Here is a 19,985-nt window from a genome sequence, read left to right on the forward strand (position 1 = left end):
TCCGGAGGTAAACGCTTCAGTCGCGCTCAACGTGAACCGCTTCCCGCCTGAACTCTTCGCCGGTCCAGCGCCACGCCCCGACGCGCTCGTCACGCAGGTCGACGACGACGTAGGACGCGCCGGGCCAGGTCGCCTCCGCACGGTCGGTCGGCGACGGTTCCGACGGCCCTTTCGGATGGGAGTGGTAGAAGCCGACTACGTCCCCGCCGTCTGCCTCTATCGCCTCGATGCGGTCCAGTTGTTCCGCCGGGTCCAGTTCGTACCGCGTTCGACGCATCTCGGCGACGTTCTCGACCGGCAGCGCGGTTTCGACGCGCCGGGGGCCGTCCGCGGCGCTCCTCCCGCCTTCCTCGCCGCCTCCGGTTCCGCCAAGCACGCCGCAGACCTCCTCGGGCGCGCCGTCGCGGGCGTGGTCGAGGACGGCGTCGTAGGCGTCGCCCGAGAAGACGAGGTCGGCGCTCGCGTCGCCGCTTTCCGCCCCGTCGTCACTCATCGCTGCGTCGCCGCCGTCGCCGGGAACGCTGTCGCGACGTTCGCCGGGGGCGCGTCGAACAGGTCGGGGTGGATCAGACCGGCGAGGTGCTCCAGCGAATCGACCAGTCGCGGTCCCGGACGGTTCAAGTAGTTGTGCCCGTCCATCGCGTACGTCCGCCCGTCTCGAACCGCCGTCAGGTCGCTCCACGCGTCCCGCTCCGCGAGTTCTTCGGCGTTCTCCGCCGTCTGGTCGAGGTCGAACCCGCAGGGCGCGGCCACGAGTACATCCGGATCGTACTCGCACACCGCGGCGAACTCGCGGGGTCGCGAGCGGTCGCCGGGGTCAGCCATCTCGTAGTCGCCGCCCGCGATATCGACCAGTTCGGGGACCCAGTGGCCGGCCACCATCACCGGGTCCATCCAGTCGAGCACAGCGACGGCGGGCATCGACTCTGCCGCCTCCGCGCGTGTCTCGACGGACTCGACGCGTTCTCGCAGTTCGTCGACGAGCGCCGCGGCGCGGTTCGCCCGGTCCGTCGCCGCGCCGATCCTGCGAACGTCGTCGTACAGGTCCGCCAGACTGTGGGGGTCGCTCGTCAGTATCTCGGGGTTCGCGTCGATGGCTTCGACGGCGCGTTCGACGAGTATCTCGTCGACGGCGCAGACGTCGCAGATCCCCTGTGTGACGACCAGGTCCGGGTCCACGGCGTCCAGCGCGTCGACATCTATCTCGTAGACGCCGCCGTGGTCGTTCTCGGCCGCGACGACCTGCTCGTTTATCTCCTCGCTGCTCGCCTCCGGGTCCACCCGCGAGCGGTTCATCGACGGCTTCTCAGCGGCCGCAGGCGGGTGGTCGCACTCGTGCGAGACGCCGACCGGATCGACGCCGAGTGCGTACGCTATCTCGGTGGCCGAGGGGAGGAGCGTGACGACGTTCATACCGGTGCGTTGGGAACGAGCCCCGTTAAACCGTCCGCCGCGACGGGCCGGACTCTCACTGTCGGTCGGAACTCCGCGAGGAGATCCGTCTCCGAGGTGGCGACATGCTTCGGCGGCCTCCGTCCGACAGTATAGTAGCGCTTGCAAGTCATCACACGTTCAATCGCACGACGGCGTGCGATCGGATGTGTAAACAGTTGCAAGCGCTACTAATCAGAACTTCCGGGGAATCTCGATCCAGACGAGACACCAGAGGGCAGCGCCGAGAAACGCCAGTCCGAATTCCGGCAGGAGCACGTACTGCAGTCCTTCACTCCCACCGGGGACGAGCGCGCTCGCACTCGACACCGAGCGGGCCTTTCCCCAGGTGCTACCGACTGCGATCCCGACGAGCGAGAGACCGAGAAAGCTCGCCAGAAGCAACAGCGCTACCTTGGCTCGAATGGACCATACCTGAATCGTTGTGCGGACTTCGTTCGCTCCCATACACCCCGTAACACCGCTATAGATGTTTGTTATGCGCCGTTTTCCACGTTCACAAACCGACAGGGGCCGTACAGATGCTCCGTCCCGTATGGCGGTATTCCCTGACACATTCGTGAAAAGTCACCGCCGTCGCCGCTTCTCGGCGGTGCCGATGCGGTCTCCCGGCGGAAGACACCGGGAACACTCATACACCTCTCTCAGTTCATACCGGGAAGAATCCATACTCCATCTCTCAGTTCGTGCCGAGAATAGTCCCTTCCCCGTCTCACAGTCCAAACCGAAGACGGCCGACGCTGCGCGTCGTTACTCCAGTTCGTACAGGTCGGTGTACTTCTCGGTGACGTAGTCGAGGAAGTAGTCGGCGGTGAAGCCCTCGCCCGTCGCCGCCTCGATCAGGTCCGGCGTCGTGTACCGACTGCCGTGTCGGTGGACGTTCTCGGTCAGCCAGTCGTGGAGCGGACCGAACTCGCCCTCGCGGATCTTCCCCACCAAGTCGTCGATGTCGTCCTCGGCGTTGGCGTACAGTTGCGCCGCGAGGACGCTCCCGAGCGAATAGGTCGGGAAGTAGCCGAAGCTCCCATGGCTCCAGTGGATGTCCTGCAGACAGCCCTCGGCGTCCGTCTCCGGGCGGATACCGAGGTACTGCTCGTACTTATCGTTCCAGACCTCGGGGACGTCCTCGACGTCAAGTTCGCCCTCGATCAGTTCGCGCTCTATTTCGAAGCGGATGACGATGTGCATGTGGTACGTCAACTCGTCCGCTTCGACGCGAATGAGGTTGTCCTCGTACACCTCGTTTGCGGCCTCGCAGGCCTCCTGCGGCGTAACGTCGTCTATCTGCGGGAACCGCTCTTTCATCACCGGGAGGAACCGCTCCCAGAACGCTTCGGAGCGCCCGACGTGGTTCTCCCAGAGGCGCGACTGGGACTCGTGAACGGTGAGGTCACGGGACTCGCCCAGCGGCGTGGCGTAGTCCTCGTCGGGCAGGCCGAGCGTGTAAGTGGCGTGGCCGAATTCGTGGACCGTACTCGTCAGCGCGCCGAGCGCGTCGGACTCGTCGAACCGCGTCGTGACGCGGGCGTCGTACTGGGTTCCGGTCGAGAACGGGTGCGGTGCCGTGTCGAGGCGGCCGCGGTCCCAGTCGTAGCCGAGCGTGTCGAGCACGTCGCGGGCCAGTTCCTCCTGCGTGTCGACGTCGAACTCGCCGTCGAACGCGTCGAACGCGAGGTCGGCGTCAGATTCGCGGATATCGTCGATCAGCGGGACGAGCTCCTCTCGCAGGCGCGTCAGCGTCTCCTCGGCCGTTTCGAGGTCGAGATACGGCTCGTACTCCGCGAACAGGACGGCGTACGGGTCCGCGTCCGGGTCGATCTGCTCGGCGTACTCGCGCTTGAGTTCGACGAGGTCCTCTAGGACCGGCGCGAAGACCGAGAAATCGTCCTCTTCTTTCGCTTTCTCCCACTTCGGCAGCGCTTCGGAGGTGGTTCGGGATATCTCCTCGACCAGTTCCGTCGACACCTGCGTCGCGCGGTCGTACTCGCGTCGGACCTCGCGAACGACGGCGGCCTGCTCGTCGGATAAGTCCGAGGCCTCTAGTTCGTCCAGATACTCGCCCATCTCGTCGTCGGTGAGTAGTTCGTGGCTCACCGCGGAGAGCGCCGACAGCTGTTGGGACCTGGCCGGCGTGCCGTCCTCCGGCATCATCACTTCCTGGTCCCAGCTGAGGACCCCCCGGGCGTTGCCGATGTTGGAGATGCGTTTTACTTTCGCGAGGAACTGCTCGTACGTGTCCGAAACGTCGTCAGCGGCGGCTTCCGTTGCCATCATCGATTCCTACCGCATCCTTCACTATCAATCCCCTGTTTCAGGGTCTCGCGCGGGTTCCGCTCCGAACTGCTCGACGACACCGCGGTAGATCCGGTAACAGCGATCCAGCGCCTCGACGGAGACGCTCTCGTCTTCCGTGTGCGCCTCTCCCGGTTCGGCGGGACCGCAGACGACGCACTCGACGCCAGCTTGCGAGAGCCATCCCGCGTCGGTCGCGTGCGGTTTGACGACCCCGTCCGGCGTCTTGCTCTGGGACTCCCGGGCGGCCGCCAGCGCCCGGTCGACGAACCGTTCGTCGGCACAGCGCATCGGCGGCAGGTCCTGGTCCACCGTCCACTCGACGCCGTCGAGCGCTTCGACGCGCTCTAGGGGGGCTCGCTCGCCCGGCACGGTTCGCTCGTCCACGGTGACTTCGCAGGTCTCCGGAACGACGTTCCACGCCGTTCCGCCGTCTATCTCCGTGACGACGACGCTTCCCTCGACGCGCTCGCCGGCGATATCGACCGCTGGCGCGTCCATCTCTTTGACCACGTCGACGGCGTCGCAGGAACGGTAGACGGCGTTTACTCCCTCCTCGGCCTCGCTTGCGTGGGCCGCCTCCCCCCGAGCCGTGATCGTGGACCCCCGGCGGCCCTTGTGCGCGATGGCCACGTCGGTCACGTCAGGCGCGGAGTAGCCCGTCGACCCCTCGCCGACGATAGCGTAGTCCGGTGCGAACCCCTCGCCGATGGCGTGGCGCGCGCCCTCGCCGCCGATTTCCTCGCCGACGAAACTGGCGAAGACGAGTTCGAGGTCGTCGGGCGGGTCCGCGTCGCGGAACGCGCACATCGCCGCCGCGACCGCGCCCTTCATGTCCGCCGCACCGCGGCCGTACAACCGGCCGCCGCGTTCCTCGACGACGTACGACCCGTCCTCGGCAACCTGCTCGCCGTCCGGCGGCACCACGTCGTGGTGTCCTACCAGCGCCAGCGACGCGTCGCCCGCTCCCTTCCGGGCGATCACGTTGCCGGCGTCGTCGCGGCGCACGTCCGCGTCGGTCTCCTCGCGGAGCCAGTCCTCGATGGCGTCGCCGGCGGCCGTCTCGTCCTCGTGAGACGGGACCGCGACGAGACCGCGCGTCAGGTCCATGACCTCGTCCATGGCCGTGTACTCGGTCGGACGCGGAATGAGGGCTTCGCTCCCCTACGTCGCCCGCTCTCTCGCCAGCGCGCGCAGGCGTTCGACCCGGTCGTCGGTCTCCGGGTGCGCGACTGCGCCGACGGGGACCGTACGGAGCAGTCGCTCTATCCACGGGCGCTCCGCGGCGACGTACTCGCGGATCGGCCCGACCTCGGTCTCGTCGCCGATCCCGCCCGGGAGCAGGCACAGTTCTCCGAGTGCGCCCGCGCGCCGGTAATCCTCCTCGGGTCGGTCGCCCGGCGAGAGCGCCGCGAGCGCGCTCGCAAGCGCCGCAGGGTCACCCGTGATCCGCGCCGCCGCGCGGTCGGCGGCGAACTCCCGATACCGCGCGAGGACCCGAGGAACCGGTCCCAGCAGGACGTAGTAGACCGCCGCGGCGGCGAGCAGCGGGACGGCGAAGAGGGCGAGCAGGAGGAGGACGGTTCCAACGGCGATGATGCCGTCGAACACGGTTCCTGCGACGCCAAGCACCGCTGCGACGACCGGGTCACCGATTGCCGGAGGAACGACCCGTCCGGGACTGACGAGCGGAAGTGGGTGGGTCACGGCGTCGTAGACCGTCGTGAGAGCGCGATAGACCAGCAGTCCCAGCGTGCCTATCGTCACGAGCACCGTCCCGGACATGGTCACGACGAAGCAGGTCACGCCGGTCCAGAAGATCGCTCGGTCGAGTGCGACGCCGGCGGTGCGGGCGAGTCGCACCGGCGCGACGGCCATCGTCATCACCGTCGCGTCCCGGTTGGCCACGTGCGCGAGTTCGTGGGCCAGCACCGCGTCGAGTTCGTCGCCGTCGAGCGCCTCCAACAGCGGGCGTGTGACGACCACCGTCGCGTTCCCCTTCCGGCCGACGGTGTAGCTGTTGGGTCGCGGCCTGTCGGCGACCACTACGTCAGGGGCCGGCACGCCGACCTGCTTCGCGAGTCGCGTGAGCCGTGCCCGCAGGTCACGGCGGGCCGTCGCCGACTGATCGGTCGCACGCGTCCCGAGCGGCCGTCGGCTGACGTACTCGTACTGGGCGAGCATGAACGCCGCTGTCAGGGGGATCACTGCGGGCGACCGCCAGAAGGGCGTCTCCCGCAGGAACGCCACGAACCGGACACCGTGAGGACCGACGCTCGTCCAGTCAGGGACGACGAGCAGTTCGACGATCACCGTTTCGAGAAAGAACGCGACGAGTTCGAGCGCGAGCATCACGAACGCGAGGTTCGCGACGCAGACGAGGACGGCGGCGACCGCGGTCCGGAATCGGAGACCGGCGGATCCGGAGTGCAAGCGGCGCATGCGGCCGGCTTCGAACGATCTCCACTAAAACCTTCCCCGCCTCTGACGGCGACTCCGCGTTCGCCGTCGCCCGCTCTCGGAGCCGTACATCTCTCACCCCGCGTCGACGGCGTCGCCGGCCGCCGTCTCGTCCTCGTGGCTCGGTATCGACACGAGTTCGCGGGTGAGTTCGCGGAGTTCCGTCACGGTGTCTCGTTCGAGCGCCCGGCACAAGAAGCTACAGTAGCGCGTCCAAGTCATCACACGCTGGGTCGTAGGACGTGTGCGATCAGAGTACTGTTCTTGATCACTCTGGCCGTATTCGTCGTAATCAACACCGTCACTTTAGGATCGTATATAGGACACTAATTTTAACATATAAAAAAACCAAACTTGACATATGCAGAACCGATACACCACCGTGATGGTCCTGCTGTGTTTGTCGGTTTCCGGGTGTCTCGTGAGTCCTCAATCCCCCGCTGAATCGCCAACTACAGAACCAACCACGATGGCCGTCGATTATCCTGACGTACCAGAATCAGACTCGAACAGGTCGCTACTGAACTTCTCGAAAGCATATGAGCGTGCGCTGGCGACTGAACGGGCTCGAAACTCCACGTCCGGGGAGATTCAAGCAGTAACGATCAGCATCAACAACGCTACGATCAGTGAACGGTCGGCGAATGGGACCGTCGTTCACCTGGAGTACAACGTCGGGCTTCGTGTTGAATCGAACACCGGCGAAGTCTCGTCAGCTGATACCCAATACACGGTGAACTACTACGTGGCCAACGACAAGGAAGTCCATCGGGCAAGTACGAAAGGCCTCCACCGGCCAGGCCCTAACCCACGGACGAACGGGACGACCGTCACCGCAATTTAACTCGTTTTCCCGGGCCAAGATAGACACGTCGGGCGGTCCGGGCGTACCCGTATCAGACCCGCTCGTACACCGGCTCCTGTTCGTCGATGGTTTCAGTCGACAGTTTCTCGACCGCCTTGGCGACGTGTCGCGCGCTTGCCGCTTGCTCCTCGCTCGCGCTCGCGACCGACTCTGCCTCAGTAGCGACCGCATCCGCGGCGTCCGCGAGGTCTTCGACCGTCTCCGAGAGCGCGGTAACGCTGCGGGCCTGCTGGTCAGCCGCCGCCGCAACCTCCTCCATACCGGCCGCAGAGTCCGCAACGATGTCCTCCAGGTCTTCGATGGAGTCGACAGCGGCCGCGACCTGTTCGCGTCCCGCCCCAACCCGCTCGTTCGCCGTCTCGATGGCAGTACGCGACTCCGTTGCTCCCACACGCACAGACTCGGCGGCGTCACTGACTGCTTCGAGGTCCTCCCGCGTCTGCGAAACGAACGTCTCCAGTTCCCCGGCGATGGTCTCTGCCGTTCCGTCTCCGGACGTGCGTTTGGCCTCCACCTTCGCGTTCGTCGCCAGCACTGCGGTCCGGTCGACGACGCTATCGACGCTGTCGACGACATCCTCGATATCCTTCGCGCGCTCTTCGACGGTTTCCGCCGCGTTCAGTAACTGCTCGGTTGTCTCTTCGACAGTCTCTAGCGCCTCTAACGCCCGCTCACCGGCGTCGACGCCGTCGGCAGCCACGTCGACCGCGCCCTCGCTCGTCTCCCGGACGTCGGCCGCGACTGACGCGACTTCCTCCGCGGCCGCGCTGACCTCCTCTAGGTCCGCGGCGGCATCGTTCACGCCGTCCGCCTGGTTCTCGGCGTGGTCGTAGATAGTCGATGCGCTCTCGGCGACCGAGGCGGACGACTGCTGTAACTGGAGGACCGGCGGTTGAACGTCGTTCTCGACCTCGCTGGCGAGCGCGCGCTGCTCTTCGAGTGCGCGTTCCAGTCGCTGGTTGTACGACTCGACGTACGTGTCGCTGGCCACCTGGAGGTCGAGGTTCAGGATGCGCAACACGGCGAGTACGTCCTCCATCCCGTCGTGTATCGCGTCGCGCACCGTCTCCTCCAGCGAGGCGTCCAGCCCGTCGTCGCCGTTGCTCTCGCCGCTGATATCGCGGAGCGCCCCGACGACCCGGTCCAGTCCGCCGTCGGTTTCCTCGCGCTCTGTGGCCCACTCTTCGATCGCTTCGACGACCTGCGTCTGGACGCGCTCGTCGACTCGCGAGAGTATGAGATCGTAGTACAGGCCGTACTGCCCCACGTAATGCTTGAGAGGCATGTCGAGTATCTCGTGGAGTTTCCCGATGCGCGCCCGGTTCGTGAAGTAGTCCTCGTCGTACTCGCCGCTCGCCAGTGACACCAGGTACGCCTTCTGGGTGCGCTTGAGGTCCTCGACGCCTTTCGGTGACCGCTCGAAGATCGCCGTGGTCTGGTCGTACTCGGTCAGATTGTCGTAGAAGGCGTCCGCGATGGCGTCCTGATTCTCCCGGAGCAACGGTTCGAGGTCCGAGAGGCGCGCTACGTCTTCGTCGTCGAATCCGATGAACTCCTTGCGCCACCTGATCTCCTCCTCGTCCAGCCCGATCTGGTCCGTGAGCCCTGCCGATTGAACGAACCGATTCAGTCCACCTAATCCGAACTCCTTCGACGGGTCCATGACAGCGTGAAATCAGTTCGAGTACGAAAATGTTCGACGGCGTTCCCAAAAAGTGAGAACGAGGTGACAGTATGCCGGTACCGCCCATCGCCGCTCTTCGAACTGATGCTATACTGCTTTCGTAGCGCGACCGCCTCGGCGTACCAACACGCCGCTACGGGTCCGTGCCCTTATGAACCACGGCGACCGTATTTACTCTCATGAACGTTGTTCCGGACACGAGCGTGGTCATCGACGGCCGCGTGTCCGAGCGAGTAGAAGACGGCGACTTCGAGGGCGCGACGATACAGGTCCCCGAGGCGGTCGTGGCCGAACTGGAGGCGCAGGCCAACGACGGCATCGACAGCGGGTGGGACGGCCTCTCTGAACTGCAGCGACTCGCGGAACTGGCCGACGACGGGACCGTCGACCTGGAGTACATCGGGACTCGGCCGGACGCCGTCGAGCGCGGCCACGCCTCCGAGGGGGAGATCGACGCGTTGATCCGCGAACTGGCCGCCGAACACGAGGCCACGTTCGTCACGAGCGACGTCGTCCAGAGCGAGGTCGCACAGGCCAAGGGGTTAGACGTCGAGTACATCACGCCCCGGACCCGCGACGTCGGAACCCTCTCGATTGAGGAGATGGTCGACGACCAGACGATGAGTCTCCACCTTCGCTCCGGGGCAGTTCCGATGGCGAAACGCGGCGAGATCGGCGAGATGCAGTTCGAGGAGATCGGAGACGAACCCACCTCCGAGGAGGAGATGAAGGAGCACTCCCAGGAGATAATCGAGAGCGCGAAGCAGTCAAACGAGGGGTTCGTCGAGCTTTCGGACGACGGTATGACCATCGTCCAGTTCCGGGACTACCGAATCGCGGTCGCCGAACCGCCGTTCGCCGACGGCTACGAGATCACCGCTGTCCGGCCCATCGTCAAAACCGATATCGAGGACTACGAGTTCGCCGACGAACTCAAAGAGCGCCTGCTCGAATCGAAACGCGGCGTCCTCATCTCCGGCGCGCCCGGGGCCGGGAAGTCGACGTTCGCCCAGGCCGTCGCTGAGTACATCGCCGACCACGATTTCGCGGTCAAGACGATGGAGAAACCCCGCGACCTGCAGGTCGGCCCGGAGATCACCCAGTACACGGAACTCGGGGGCGAGATGGAGGCGACCGCCGACTCCCTGCTGATGGTCCGCCCCGACTACACCATCTACGACGAGGTGCGCAAGACTGACGACTTCGAGGTGTTCGCGGACATGCGCCTGGCCGGCGTGGGCATGATCGGCGTCGTCCACGCGACCCGCGCTATCGACGCGCTCCAGCGACTCGTCGGCCGCGTCGAACTCGGCATGATCCCGCAGATAGTCGACACGGTCGTCTACATCGAGGCCGGCGAGGTGTCGAAGGTGTACGACGTGACCACCGAGGTGAAGGTTCCCGAGGGCCTCACCGAGGAGGACCTCACCCGCCCGGTCATCATGATCCGCGACTTCGAGACGGGTCAGCCGGAGTACGAGATCTACACGTTCAACCGCCAGGTCGTTACCGTCCCCATCGGCGAGGGCGAGGAGGACGAAAGCGGCGTCGACCGCATCGCACGGCAGGAGATAGAGCGCGAGATCCGCTCCATCGCTCGCGGCCACGTCGACGTCGAACTCCAGAGCCAGAACACCGCCGTCGTCTACGTCGAGGAAGACGACATCTCCACCGTCATCGGCAAGGGGGGCGGCCGCATCACGGACGTGGAGAACCGTCTCGGGATCGACATCGACGTCCGGACCCACGACGAGAAACCCGGCGGGCGGAGTTCGGGCGCTGGCGGTAGCGGCGGAAGCGGCGGTACCAGTAGCGCCGGCGGCCGTGCCGGCGACATCGTCGAACCCGAGGTCACGTCGCGGCACATCGTCATCCCGGTCGACGGTCACGCTGGCGAAACCGTCGAAGTTCAGGCCGACGGCGAGTACCTGTTCACAGCCACCGTGGGTCGAGGCGGCGACGTACAGGTCACTCGCGGGAGCGCTATCGCCGAGGAACTCGAACGGGCGATCGACGAGCGCCGGAGTATCAGCGTCATCTCACAGTAAGCGAGAAAGCGGCGGAAGAAGGCGTCAGAAACGAATTATTCGGCACATCGGCAGGGCTCGGCGTCGTCGGACGAGTCCGACCCCTTCGCGTCCGGTCCGCCGTCGGCTTCGACCGCCTGTTCCTCCGTGAGTTCGTAGAGGCTCTGCCGAGCGTCGGCGAAGTAGACGTCTTCGTCGACGATACCGATATCCTGGAGTCGTTCGAGGGCGTACCGAACCGTCCGCGCCGATAGCATCGATTCCTGAACGATCTGTTTCTGCGTGAGCGGCCCGTCGTATTCGAGCACTTTGAAAACTAACTTCGCACTCGGCGGAAGGTCTTCGAGCTCCTCGTCTGTACCAGCCATCGTTACGATTCGAAAGGACCCAGAAGCATAAAGATTGCCGCATCGGTCTCTCGAACCCCTCGATCACACGGTTTCCCGGTTATCGAGACAGTACTATCTGTCGGAACGTCGGTGCCGTTTGGAGCTGTTTATCCGCAGGACAGTTAGTCAGATCTGCCGTTGCCCGGTGGAGCTCTGCCGTTGCCCGGTGGAGCTCTGTCGTTGCCCGGTGGTGACGTCCGTCGAGCGCCCGCAAGCGAACTGTTTTTCACCGCGGGTCCCCGACCGTTTCGTATGGCGACCGAACAAGCCGAATCTGAGGGGATGGATTCTCATCTCCGTTCTATCACGGTCACGTCGCTCGCGTCCATCGGCGGGATCGCGGCGGCGCTGGTCTCTTCCGCGATGACGGCAGACATGGCCCCGGCGGACGCGGCTATGCACCAACCCGCACAGGCCATCGTCCTCGTGGTCGTCCTCGTACAGATCCCTCTCTACCGGGCCATAGGGGCGTACGGCGAGGAGGGTCCCGGAATAAAGGACTACCTCTTCATCGCCTTCATGACGTTTGCCCTCTGGTTCGTGACGTGGGGAATCATGCTCGAAACCGGATTCGGGATCTCGTTCTAACATGGCGAGCGACAGTATCGCCGTCGTCGACCTCGACAGATGTCAGCCCGACCGGTGCAACTACGAGTGTAAGAACTTCTGTCCGCCGAACCGCACCGGGAAAGAGTGCATCACGCTGCGGGGCGAAGACACCCGCGAGGGCGACCCCGACCAGATACACATCAGCGAAGAGATCTGCCTGGGCGAAACCTGCGGTATCTGCGTCGAGAAGTGCCCGTTCGACGCTATCGAGATCATCAACTTGCCCCAGGAGCTTCAGGACGACCCGGCTCACCGCTACGGCGAGAACGCCTTCTCGCTGTACGGCCTGCCCGTCCCGCAGGAAGGCCAAGTGACGGGTATTCTGGGGCCGAACGGCATCGGGAAGACGACGGCCGTCCGCATCCTCGCCGGCGAACTCGTTCCCAACCTCGGCCAGCACGAAACGGAACCGGACTGGGACGACGCTCTGGACGCGTACCGCGGAACCGAACTTCAGGATTACATCGCGTCCGTCAGAGACGGCGACGTCACCGTCGCGCGAAAGCCCCAGTACGTCGACCAGATCCCCGGCCAGTTCGACGGCAACACGCGCGAACTGCTCGAACAGACCGACGAACGCGGCGACCTCGACTACCTGATCGACCGTCTCTCGATCCGCCCCGTGATGGACCAGAACATCGACAACCTCTCCGGCGGCGAACTCCAGCGAGTCGCTATCACGGCCTGTCTCGCGCGGGAAGCCGACTTCTACTTCCTCGACGAGATCACGCCCTATCTCGACATCGGCCAGCGCGTCACCGTCGCCCGCCTGATCCAGGAACTCGCCGAGGAGGGCGACAAGTCGATGCTCGTCGTCGAACACGACCTCGCGATTCTCGACCTGCTGGCCGACAACCTCCACGTCGCGTACGGTGAACCCGGCGCGTACGGTGTCATCACGTCGCCTAAATCCGTCCGCAACGGCATCAACGAGTATCTCGCCGGCTATCTCGACAACGAGAACATGCGTATCCGGCCGGAGGCCATCGAGTTCGAGCAGCACGCTCCGCGACCTGTCTCGTCCGCCGACACGCTCGTCGAGTATCCGGACCTCTCGATGAGCTACGGCGAGGGCGAGTTCTCGCTCGACGTCGAGGGCGGAGAGGTCCGCGAGAACGAGGTTCTCGGCATCGTCGGCCCGAACGGTATCGGGAAGTCGACGTTCGCCCAGATGCTCACCGGCGACCTCCAGCCTGACGAGGGCGATGTCGATTTCGCGCTCGATATCTCCTACAAGCCCCAGTACATCGAGATCGACCAGCCGATGCGGGTCGACGCGTTCCTCTCCTCTATCACCGACCAGTTCGGCTCGTCGTACTGGAACACCGAGATAGCCCAACCGCTCCAGCTAGAGCGGATCATGGAGCAGAACCTGAACGACCTCTCCGGCGGCGAGCGCCAGCGGGTCGCTATCGCGGCGTGTCTGTCCGAAGACGCCGACATCTACCTGCTCGACGAACCGAGCGCTCACCTGGACGTCGAACAGCGCGTCCAGGCGACCCGCGCGATCCGGCGGTACGCCGAGAGCCAGGACGCGACGGTGCTGGTCATCGACCACGACATCTACATGATCGACCTGCTGGCGGACCGCCTGATGGTGTTCGACGGCGAACCCGCCGAGCGCGGCCGCGCCGGGAAACCGCAGGACATGCGTTCTGGAATGAACGACTTCCTCGCGAATCTGGAGATCACCTTCCGACGCGACGAGCGCGTCGGCCGTCCGCGGATCAACAAGCCCGGCAGTCAACTCGACAGCGAGCAGAAAGACAAGGGCGAGTACTACTACGCGCCCTGAGGTCCGTCGCGGACGCTGTCAGTTCGCAGACGCCGGTTCCGGCTGTCGGTCGTCGCAACTGTACTTCCCGTTTTTCGAGAGTTCGTTAGCTGTGACGACAGCGTCAGCACGGCTTCCCTGTGGTCGCCTTCGGCCGGTGGACGTGCGTCGGACTGACGCCCAGCGACTCGTACTCCTCGAACGTCTCGTCGTCTATTTCTGCCGCGTATCGCACCCGGCGGAGTCGAAGGTGCGAGTGGAGATGGATCAGTTCGGTCTTTCGCAAGGTGTCCAAGTTAGGGATTCGAGGAGGAAAACGAGGTGGGACATCTCTGCCGAGATCGCAGGTACAAACCGCGACGGCGTCAGAGAACCTGCCGCTGACAGGAGCCACACAGCGTCTGCTCTTTCACGTCGACTTCCCGGACGGTCGGCGAGAAGTTCATGACGCAGCGCTTGTTGTCGCAGTGTTCCAGACCGAGCGTGTGGCCGACCTCGTGGACGATCTCCTTGCGAACGCGGTCGCCGAATATCTCACCGGCGTCCTTGTTCGAGAAGCCGCCGTCGCTGGATGTCTGGAGACGATACGTCGAAACGACGCTGCCGTTGCCGTCGAGATAGGCGAGGCCGAAGACGTAGTTTCGACGCCGGTAGAAGAGGTCCTTCGTCGTGACGGCGATGTTCTTCTCGCCGCTTCCGACGCGGCTGGCAAGTTTGATGAACTCCTCCGCGCCGTACTGGTTGCGGTTGCTGTCGTACGCGCCGTTGGGGATAGATTGCGACTGCTGGACAGTAACTTCGCAGTCGTAGACGCTCCGCAGCCCGGCGGACGCCTGCCGTTTGACCCTGGCGGGCACTTCCCCGACCGGCACGATGTCAACGAGCATGCACAGTAATTAGGGCGCGCCGGCAATAAACATCCCGCCTGTGTCCCGCCCTTCGACCGACGCGCTCGCCGACCGCCTCGCTCGATACGAACGCGTCGTGGAAGTCGGAATCGGCCGGCGAACCGACGTGGCGCGAACGCTCGCCGACCGCGGCGTTACCGTCACCGCGACGGATGTCCGCGATCGTTCTGTCCCCGACTGCGTCTCCTTCGTCGTGGACGACGTGACCGATCCGGACCCGACCGTTTACGCCGATGCCGACGCGGTCTACGCGCTGAACGCGCCGCCGGAACTCCACCGGCCGCTCCGCGATGTCGCCGACGCGGCCGACGCCGCCTTGTTCTTTACCACTCTGGGCGGCGACCCGCCGTCGGTTCCCGTCGACAGGGAGACGGTGCCCGGCGACACGCTGTACCGTGCGCGGGGGACCGGCCCGGGCGCTCCGCCGTAACGACACGCCCTTATCCCAGTCCCGCCTCCGCTCGGATATGAACGCCGACGCAGTCGTTCTGGATGTCGACGGCGTCCTCGTCGACGTGGAGGACTCGTACCGCCGCGCGATCGTCGAGTCGATCGATCGCGTCTACGACCGCACGATCCGCAAGGCAGACATTCAGCAGTTCAAGGACGCCGGCGGGTTCAACAACGACTGGGAACTCACCGACGCCGCCGCGCTGTACGTCCTCGCCGCCGGGGAAGGGTACGGCGAGAGCATCGGAGCGTACACCGACGCTATCGCGGCCCGCGGCGGTGGCGTCGACGCCGCGGAGGCGGTCATCACCGACGCGCTCGGCGCGAACGCGACCGAACGCGTCCGCGAGGCGTGGGACCGCGAGCGACTCCGCGAGGTGTTCCAGCAGCTCTATCTCGGTGCCGACCTCTACCGCGCTATCGAGGGCGGCGACCCCGACACCGAGACGGACGGGTTCATTCACGACGAGCCGGTCATCGCCGACGAGTCGACGATAGCCGCGCTCACCGACCGCTACGACGTGGGGGTGCTCACCGGACGGCCGGAAGCGGAGGCAAGCATCGCGCTGGAACGCGTCGGTCTGGACGTCCCCGCCCCGCATCGGTTCACGATGGACGACTGGGAGGCGGGCAAACCTGACCCGCACGCGCTCGTCACTCTCGCCGAGCGCTTCGACGCGGGGACCGTCGTCTTCGTCGGCGACACGTTAGACGACGTGCGGACGGCGGTCAACGCGGCCGAAACGGACCCGTCCCGCGACTACCGCGGCGTCGGCGTCCTCACCGGCGGTCTCACCGGGGAAGAGGGACGAGAGAAGTACGAGAAAGCGGGCGCGTCGGCCGTCGTCGACTCCGTCAACGATCTTCCGGACCATCTCGGATGAGGACGCCGAGGACGAGACCGTAGACCAGATGGTGCCACAGCGTCTCCAGGGACGCTTCTCGGGACAGGTCCCGGCCGAACGGCCCCCAGCCGACGAACGGGAAGAAGACGGTCTGTTGTATCACCCACAGAAACGCCCCCCAGGCAGCGCCGCGGACGGCCCCGCCGCGCGGCTGGAGGAGCGCGAACGCCACGCCCATCGTCCCGCCGTAACCGAGGTGCGAGACGGTGGCCGCCAGTAACTTCGGTCCCTCCGGTGCGTCCTCGCCGACGAGCCGTTCGGTCAGCGCCCGCGGAAACGGCGTCGGGAGCGCAGTCAGTCCCTGTCGCCGGCCGGTGATCGCGGCGGCTGTCTTCCAGACTGTCGCGACGACGCCCGCAGCGAATCCTTTCATATGTACTCCCGCCTCGAACGCCGTACCACGGCCAGCCTGATAGAGACTGTTGTGAGTTAGCTCGGTAGTTCGCCGCCACGGGGTCGGAGAATACCGTGAATCAGTTACAACAGTCCCTATGAAAGCCGCTCGACCGAGCGCTTTTCCCTCTCGCCGTGGCAGGTCGCCCGTGACAGATCCCGACCTCGACGCGGTGCAGTCGAAACTGGAGCGCGCGACCGGTGTGACGGACGACGAGGCGGCCCGTCTGCTCGCCGACGCTCAGGACGATATCGACGACTTGCGCGGTGCGGCGGACGTCGACGAGGACCGCCTCGATGCCCTGGCGACGGCGGTGTCCCAGCGGTTGCGGGAACGCTCCGAGCGCGACGCGTACGACGGCGGCGCTCCCGACGGTGCCGCGATGAACCCCGAGGACGAAGACGCTCCCTGACACTTATCCCGGCCGCGGACCGAGTGGCCGGTATGGACCGCGCTACGCTCGAACATCGCGCCTGGACGGTCGGCCTCTCAGCTCTCGTCGGAGTGGTCGTTGGGGGCTCCGTCGCGGCCGATCCCGCCTCCTTCCTGCTGGTCGCCGCCGTTGCCTTCCTCATCGGCCTGCCGATAGTCTCTCGGGTACTCGACCGCTCTATCGGTCCCGACAGCGACCAGCCCGGTCGCCTGACGCTGTTCTGGGGAACCATCGTTCTCGCCATGCCGCTGTTCTGGGTCATGGACGCCGTTGCACCCGGGGGGTCGGTGACGCTCGCTCTCCGAGGTGTCGGAATCGCGATCGTGTTCCTGTTCGCGACGTGGCTGGCGTACTACGGCGGATACGACCGCATTCGGGAGGACGTGTCCTGATGGCGGACTGGGGCTGGCTTTCGACGTTCGCGAGCGGCGCCTACCTCGTCGCGGTCTTTTCCTCGCCCGTCGTGGACCGCATCGGGACCACGGGCACACCGGCTGTCGCCTTCGCCGCTCTGGCGTTCGTCGCGCTGTGGCGCTTGTCGACCTGGCTCGACAACGGCGGGTACGAGCGCCTCGGCGCTGCTTCCGACGGCGCGGGAACGTTCTTCTGGCTGGTGGTTCTGTATCTCCCCTGGGGGTTCCTGCCGACGCTCGCCGCGGTCGACCGTCTCGTCGTTCTCCCGTACGATATCTTCTTACCCGCGACCGTCGCTTCGTTCTCGCCCGTCGCGGCCTGGCTCGCGTTCTACGGCGGTGCCGACCGCCTCGGAGTCGACAGCGGCACGTTCGACAGACTGATCGGCGGCTGGCTGGCTACGCTCGTCGTTGGGGCGAGCGCCGCTCTGTTGCTCGACGTGTCGATCGCTGAGAACGCTGTGGCCGTCGCGTTCCTCGCCGCGCAAGCCGTCGGCTTTGCTGTCGCGTTGGCCGGTAGAATGCGCGTCGCCGCCTGAACACCCAACGCTTAATCTCCGAGGGGCTAACCAACGGGTATGCGAATCGCTCTACTCGGCGGTACCGGCGATATCGGTCAGGGACTGGCGCTCCGTCTGGCGTACGACACTGCCCACGAGATACTGATCGGGTCGCGCGACCCCGAGAAGGCACGCACCAAAGCCGAGGAGTACGAGACGGAACTCGACAGCCGCGGCGTCGACCCCGACGTCAAGGGCTTCGAAAACGGCATGGCCGCCGACCGCTCGGACGTGGTCGTCGTGGCCGTTCCGCCCTATCACGTCTCCGACACCATCGAGGACGTGGCCGACAGGCTCGACGACGACGCCGTCCTCGTCACGCCCGCGGTCGGCATGAAAAGCGACGAAGACGGCATGCACTATCATCGCCCCGGCGCGGGGAGCGTGACGGCCGTCGCCGCCGCCGCCGCGCCCGATTCCGTGTCCGTCGTCGGTGCGTTCCACAACCTCGCCGCCGACCGCCTCGCCAACCTCGACATCGACCTCGACGTCGACACTCTCGTCGTCGGCGACGACGACGACGCGAAGGAGACGGTGACGATGATCGCCGAGCAGATAGACGGCCTCCGCGCCTTGGACGCCGGGCCCATCGCAAACGCGGCCGAAGTCGAGAGCGTGACGCCGTTGGTCATCAACATCGCCCGGTACAACGAGGGCATGCACGACGTGGGGACAACGTTCCACTGAAAGCCCTTGCTCGACCCTGGCGGGTCTCGCTGCGCCCTTTCACTGTCCTCCACGACGCGCGAGCGGAGAGCGCGTCGGTCCAGGCAGCTAGTTTGCGCGGCGCTGACGGCCGTCAGCGCACGCTTCGAGTGCCTGCCTTTCCCCGCACGCTGGCGATAAAACGCCAGCGCGGCCGGCCGGCTGTGTGGCGGGTAGTAACACACACCGGGAAGCCGCCGTTTCACCGTCAGAGAGTCTCTCTGACGAGTCTCTGCTCACTCTGATAGCGGAGAGTCCGTAATCGAACGGAAAGGCTGCGGCCTTTTTGGCCGAGCTTTTTACCGGGAGAGTGCCCGCAGCGCCTTCGGGGCGAGGACACCCCACCCGAAAAAGGTCGTCGTTCTAGGCCCCGGCGTTCTCCAGTGCGGTTTCGATGTCGTCGCGCTGGGTAACGCCGACGAATCGTTCGACGATTCCGTCGTCGTTTTCGACGATGAGTGTCGGCAGGGAACGGACCTGGTACTCGTTGGCCACATCCTGGTTCTCGTCGACGTTTATCTTCTCGACCTCGAAGCGGTCCTCCCAATCTTCTTCAAGTTCTTCGAGGATCGGGTCCTGCGTCTTGCACGGACCACACCAGTCTGCATGGAAATCCTTCAGTGTTACAGTCATACTGCGCTCGGCGGAAATACCCGCGCGTCGCGCATAAGGGTTTCCCACTCTTGTACAACCGTGGCACAATCAGTTGGACGCACTCGGTTGCTGACCGATATCTACCTGACAGTAGTGGCGGTACCGGTGCGAAAGGTTTACCCTGTCCCATTGCGGACTACTCGAACATGAGCAGCGGCGAAAACAGCGGCGGGCTAATGTCCAGTGCGGGACTAGTCCGCTACTTCGACGCGGAAGACCGAAACGCGATCACCATCAACCCGAAAACAGTCGTCGCCTTCGGCGTACTGTTCGGCGTCCTGATTCAGGTCCTGTCTCTCATCGGATAACGAGTCCGTGCGGGTTTTTTAGCCGCAGTACGTAGTAGGCGCAATGACCTTTACAGCCGGAGTCGTCGCCGTACAGGGCGACGTGAGCGAACACGCCGCTGCGATCGAACACGCCGCCGAGCGCCGCGGCCGGACCGCCGAGGTGGTGGAGATACGTGACGCCGGGATAGTTCCCGACTGCGACGCCCTCCTCATGCCGGGCGGGGAGTCGACGACCATCTCGCGCCTGCTCCACGACGAGGGGATAGCCGCCGAGATAGTCGACCACGTCGACGACGGCAAACCGGTCCTGGCGACGTGTGCGGGGCTCATCGTCGCCTCGCGAGACGCCGGTGACGAGCGCGTTGAAACGCTCGACCTGATCGACGTTACCGTCGAACGCAACGCGTTCGGCCGTCAGAAAGACAGCTTCGAGGCCCCGCTCGACGTGGACGGTCTCGACGACCCGTTCCCGGGCGTGTTCATCCGCGCGCCGGTTATCAGCGAGGTCGGCGGGGACTCCGGCCGTGACTCGGAGACGGGCGGCGAATCGGCTGGTGTAGCGGTCCTCGCCGAGTGGGACGGCCGCCCCGTCGCCGTCCGCGACGGCCCCGTCATCGGGACTTCGTTCCATCCGGAACTGACCGACGACGACAGGATCCACGAACTCGCCTTCTTCGCCGAGACGCCGGCGACCCAGTAGGGGAGACTTTTCTCCCTGGGG

General features: G+C 65.3%; 24 protein-coding genes. 11 read left to right on the top strand and 13 right to left on the bottom strand.

The features are described 5' to 3' along the window. Window positions 1–16 precede the first annotated feature (16 nt). From SM753_RS10875 to SM753_RS10910, 8 genes are all read right to left on the bottom strand, one after another. A complete protein-coding gene (locus tag SM753_RS10875; RefSeq protein ID WP_323191616.1) occupies window positions 17–493 on the bottom strand; it encodes a desampylase in 477 nt (158 codons plus the stop codon). Further along, window positions 490–1,413 carry a cobalamin-binding protein gene (locus SM753_RS10880; protein WP_323191617.1) on the bottom strand — a complete coding sequence of 308 codons (924 nt, stop codon included), beginning with the start codon at window positions 1,411–1,413 and terminating at the stop codon, window positions 490–492. Before SM753_RS10880 ends, SM753_RS10875 begins: the two co-directional genes overlap by 4 nt. A gap of 213 nt (window positions 1,414–1,626) precedes the next feature. Then, window positions 1,627–1,899: a hypothetical protein gene (locus SM753_RS10885; RefSeq protein WP_135533831.1), complete on the bottom strand. Its 273-nt coding sequence runs from the start codon at window positions 1,897–1,899 to the stop codon at window positions 1,627–1,629. A gap of 303 nt (window positions 1,900–2,202) precedes the next feature. Next, window positions 2,203–3,723 carry a carboxypeptidase M32 gene (locus SM753_RS10890; RefSeq protein ID WP_323191618.1) on the bottom strand — a complete coding sequence of 507 codons (1,521 nt, stop codon included), beginning with the start codon at window positions 3,721–3,723 and terminating at the stop codon, window positions 2,203–2,205. Between the two features lie 27 nt (window positions 3,724–3,750). After that, window positions 3,751–4,866 (bottom strand): M20 family metallopeptidase, encoded by a 1,116-nt coding sequence (locus SM753_RS10895; protein WP_323191619.1) that lies wholly within the window; start codon window positions 4,864–4,866, stop codon window positions 3,751–3,753. 42 nt (window positions 4,867–4,908) lie between these two features. Further along, complete coding sequence (locus SM753_RS10900) at window positions 4,909–6,186, bottom strand: M48 family metalloprotease (RefSeq protein ID WP_323191620.1); 1,278 nt, start codon at window positions 6,184–6,186, stop codon at window positions 4,909–4,911. A gap of 93 nt (window positions 6,187–6,279) precedes the next feature. After that, window positions 6,280–6,426: a hypothetical protein gene (locus tag SM753_RS10905; protein ID WP_323191621.1), complete on the bottom strand. Its 147-nt coding sequence runs from the start codon at window positions 6,424–6,426 to the stop codon at window positions 6,280–6,282. A gap of 674 nt (window positions 6,427–7,100) precedes the next feature. After that, the gene (locus SM753_RS10910) at window positions 7,101–8,732 is read right to left on the bottom strand and encodes a globin-coupled sensor protein (protein ID WP_323191622.1); all 1,632 of its coding nucleotides are present in this window, start codon (window positions 8,730–8,732) and stop codon (window positions 7,101–7,103) included. Window positions 8,733–8,932: 200 nt separating this feature from the next. On the opposite strand from SM753_RS10910, the gene SM753_RS10915 reads away from it, so the two are divergent. Next, window positions 8,933–10,801, top strand: coding sequence for a PINc/VapC family ATPase (locus SM753_RS10915; protein ID WP_135533827.1), 1,869 nt, complete (start codon window positions 8,933–8,935; stop codon window positions 10,799–10,801). Window positions 10,802–10,836: 35 nt separating this feature from the next. Here the strand turns inward: SM753_RS10915 and SM753_RS10920 are convergent, their stop codons facing one another. Continuing rightward, on the bottom strand, window positions 10,837–11,148 hold the full coding sequence (locus SM753_RS10920; RefSeq protein ID WP_135533826.1) for a winged helix-turn-helix transcriptional regulator: 312 nt from the start codon (window positions 11,146–11,148) through the stop codon (window positions 10,837–10,839). Between the two features lie 273 nt (window positions 11,149–11,421). Here SM753_RS10920 and SM753_RS10925 point away from each other — a divergent pair, with 273 nt between their 5' ends. Together SM753_RS10925 and SM753_RS10930 are read left to right on the top strand one after the other, a co-directional pair. Further along, window positions 11,422–11,757 (top strand): hypothetical protein, encoded by a 336-nt coding sequence (locus SM753_RS10925; protein ID WP_323191623.1) that lies wholly within the window; start codon window positions 11,422–11,424, stop codon window positions 11,755–11,757. A gap of 1 nt (window position 11,758) precedes the next feature. Beyond that, window positions 11,759–13,573 (top strand): ribosome biogenesis/translation initiation ATPase RLI, encoded by a 1,815-nt coding sequence (locus SM753_RS10930; RefSeq protein ID WP_135533824.1) that lies wholly within the window; start codon window positions 11,759–11,761, stop codon window positions 13,571–13,573. A 103-nt stretch (window positions 13,574–13,676) separates the two neighbouring features. Here the strand turns inward: SM753_RS10930 and SM753_RS10935 are convergent, their stop codons facing one another. After that, a complete protein-coding gene (locus SM753_RS10935) occupies window positions 13,677–13,838 on the bottom strand; it encodes a UPF0058 family protein (protein ID WP_323191624.1) in 162 nt (53 codons plus the stop codon). Window positions 13,839–13,917: 79 nt separating this feature from the next. Further along, a complete protein-coding gene (locus tag SM753_RS10940) occupies window positions 13,918–14,439 on the bottom strand; it encodes an archaemetzincin family Zn-dependent metalloprotease (RefSeq protein ID WP_135533822.1) in 522 nt (173 codons plus the stop codon). A 40-nt stretch (window positions 14,440–14,479) separates the two neighbouring features. Here SM753_RS10940 and SM753_RS10945 point away from each other — a divergent pair, with 40 nt between their 5' ends. Continuing rightward, the gene (locus tag SM753_RS10945; protein ID WP_369335349.1) at window positions 14,480–14,890 is read left to right on the top strand and encodes a UPF0146 family protein; all 411 of its coding nucleotides are present in this window, start codon (window positions 14,480–14,482) and stop codon (window positions 14,888–14,890) included. A gap of 37 nt (window positions 14,891–14,927) precedes the next feature. Continuing rightward, on the top strand, window positions 14,928–15,794 hold the full coding sequence (locus tag SM753_RS10950; RefSeq protein ID WP_323191625.1) for a TIGR01548 family HAD-type hydrolase: 867 nt from the start codon (window positions 14,928–14,930) through the stop codon (window positions 15,792–15,794). On the opposite strand, the gene SM753_RS10955 is transcribed toward SM753_RS10950, so the two are convergent. Beyond that, window positions 15,766–16,188, bottom strand: a complete 423-nt coding sequence (locus tag SM753_RS10955; protein WP_323191626.1) for a hypothetical protein — start codon at window positions 16,186–16,188, stop codon at window positions 15,766–15,768. The genes SM753_RS10950 and SM753_RS10955 overlap by 29 nt on opposite strands. A 169-nt stretch (window positions 16,189–16,357) precedes the next feature. Here SM753_RS10955 and SM753_RS10960 point away from each other — a divergent pair, with 169 nt between their 5' ends. Genes SM753_RS10960 through npdG form a run of 4 tightly spaced genes read left to right on the top strand, consistent with a single transcriptional unit; the run spans window position 16,358 to window position 18,302 of the window. Further along, window positions 16,358–16,621, top strand: coding sequence for a hypothetical protein (locus SM753_RS10960; RefSeq protein ID WP_323191627.1), 264 nt, complete (start codon window positions 16,358–16,360; stop codon window positions 16,619–16,621). Between the two features lie 32 nt (window positions 16,622–16,653). Further along, on the top strand, window positions 16,654–17,034 hold the full coding sequence (locus tag SM753_RS10965) for a hypothetical protein (RefSeq protein WP_323191628.1): 381 nt from the start codon (window positions 16,654–16,656) through the stop codon (window positions 17,032–17,034). Next, window positions 17,034–17,594 (top strand): hypothetical protein, encoded by a 561-nt coding sequence (locus tag SM753_RS10970; protein WP_323191629.1) that lies wholly within the window; start codon window positions 17,034–17,036, stop codon window positions 17,592–17,594. The genes SM753_RS10965 and SM753_RS10970 overlap by 1 nt, the downstream gene beginning before the upstream one ends. Window positions 17,595–17,633: 39 nt before the next feature. Further along, on the top strand, window positions 17,634–18,302 hold the full coding sequence (npdG, locus tag SM753_RS10975; protein ID WP_135533816.1) for an NADPH-dependent F420 reductase: 669 nt from the start codon (window positions 17,634–17,636) through the stop codon (window positions 18,300–18,302). A 381-nt stretch (window positions 18,303–18,683) separates the two neighbouring features. Here the strand turns inward: npdG and SM753_RS10980 are convergent, their stop codons facing one another. Continuing rightward, the gene (locus SM753_RS10980) at window positions 18,684–18,953 is read right to left on the bottom strand and encodes a co-chaperone YbbN (RefSeq protein WP_135533815.1); all 270 of its coding nucleotides are present in this window, start codon (window positions 18,951–18,953) and stop codon (window positions 18,684–18,686) included. A 167-nt stretch (window positions 18,954–19,120) separates the two neighbouring features. On the opposite strand from SM753_RS10980, the gene SM753_RS10985 reads away from it, so the two are divergent. Together SM753_RS10985 and pdxT are read left to right on the top strand one after the other, a co-directional pair. Beyond that, window positions 19,121–19,282 (top strand): preprotein translocase subunit Sec61beta, encoded by a 162-nt coding sequence (locus SM753_RS10985; RefSeq protein ID WP_135533814.1) that lies wholly within the window; start codon window positions 19,121–19,123, stop codon window positions 19,280–19,282. A gap of 43 nt (window positions 19,283–19,325) precedes the next feature. Next, window positions 19,326–19,964 carry a pyridoxal 5'-phosphate synthase glutaminase subunit PdxT gene (gene pdxT / locus SM753_RS10990; RefSeq protein WP_138796672.1) on the top strand — a complete coding sequence of 213 codons (639 nt, stop codon included), beginning with the start codon at window positions 19,326–19,328 and terminating at the stop codon, window positions 19,962–19,964. Window positions 19,965–19,985 lie beyond the last annotated feature (21 nt).

Source organism: Halostella sp. PRR32 (assembly GCF_034808085.1).
Classification (GTDB): Archaea; Halobacteriota; Halobacteria; order Halobacteriales; family Natronoarchaeaceae; genus Halostella; species Halostella pelagica.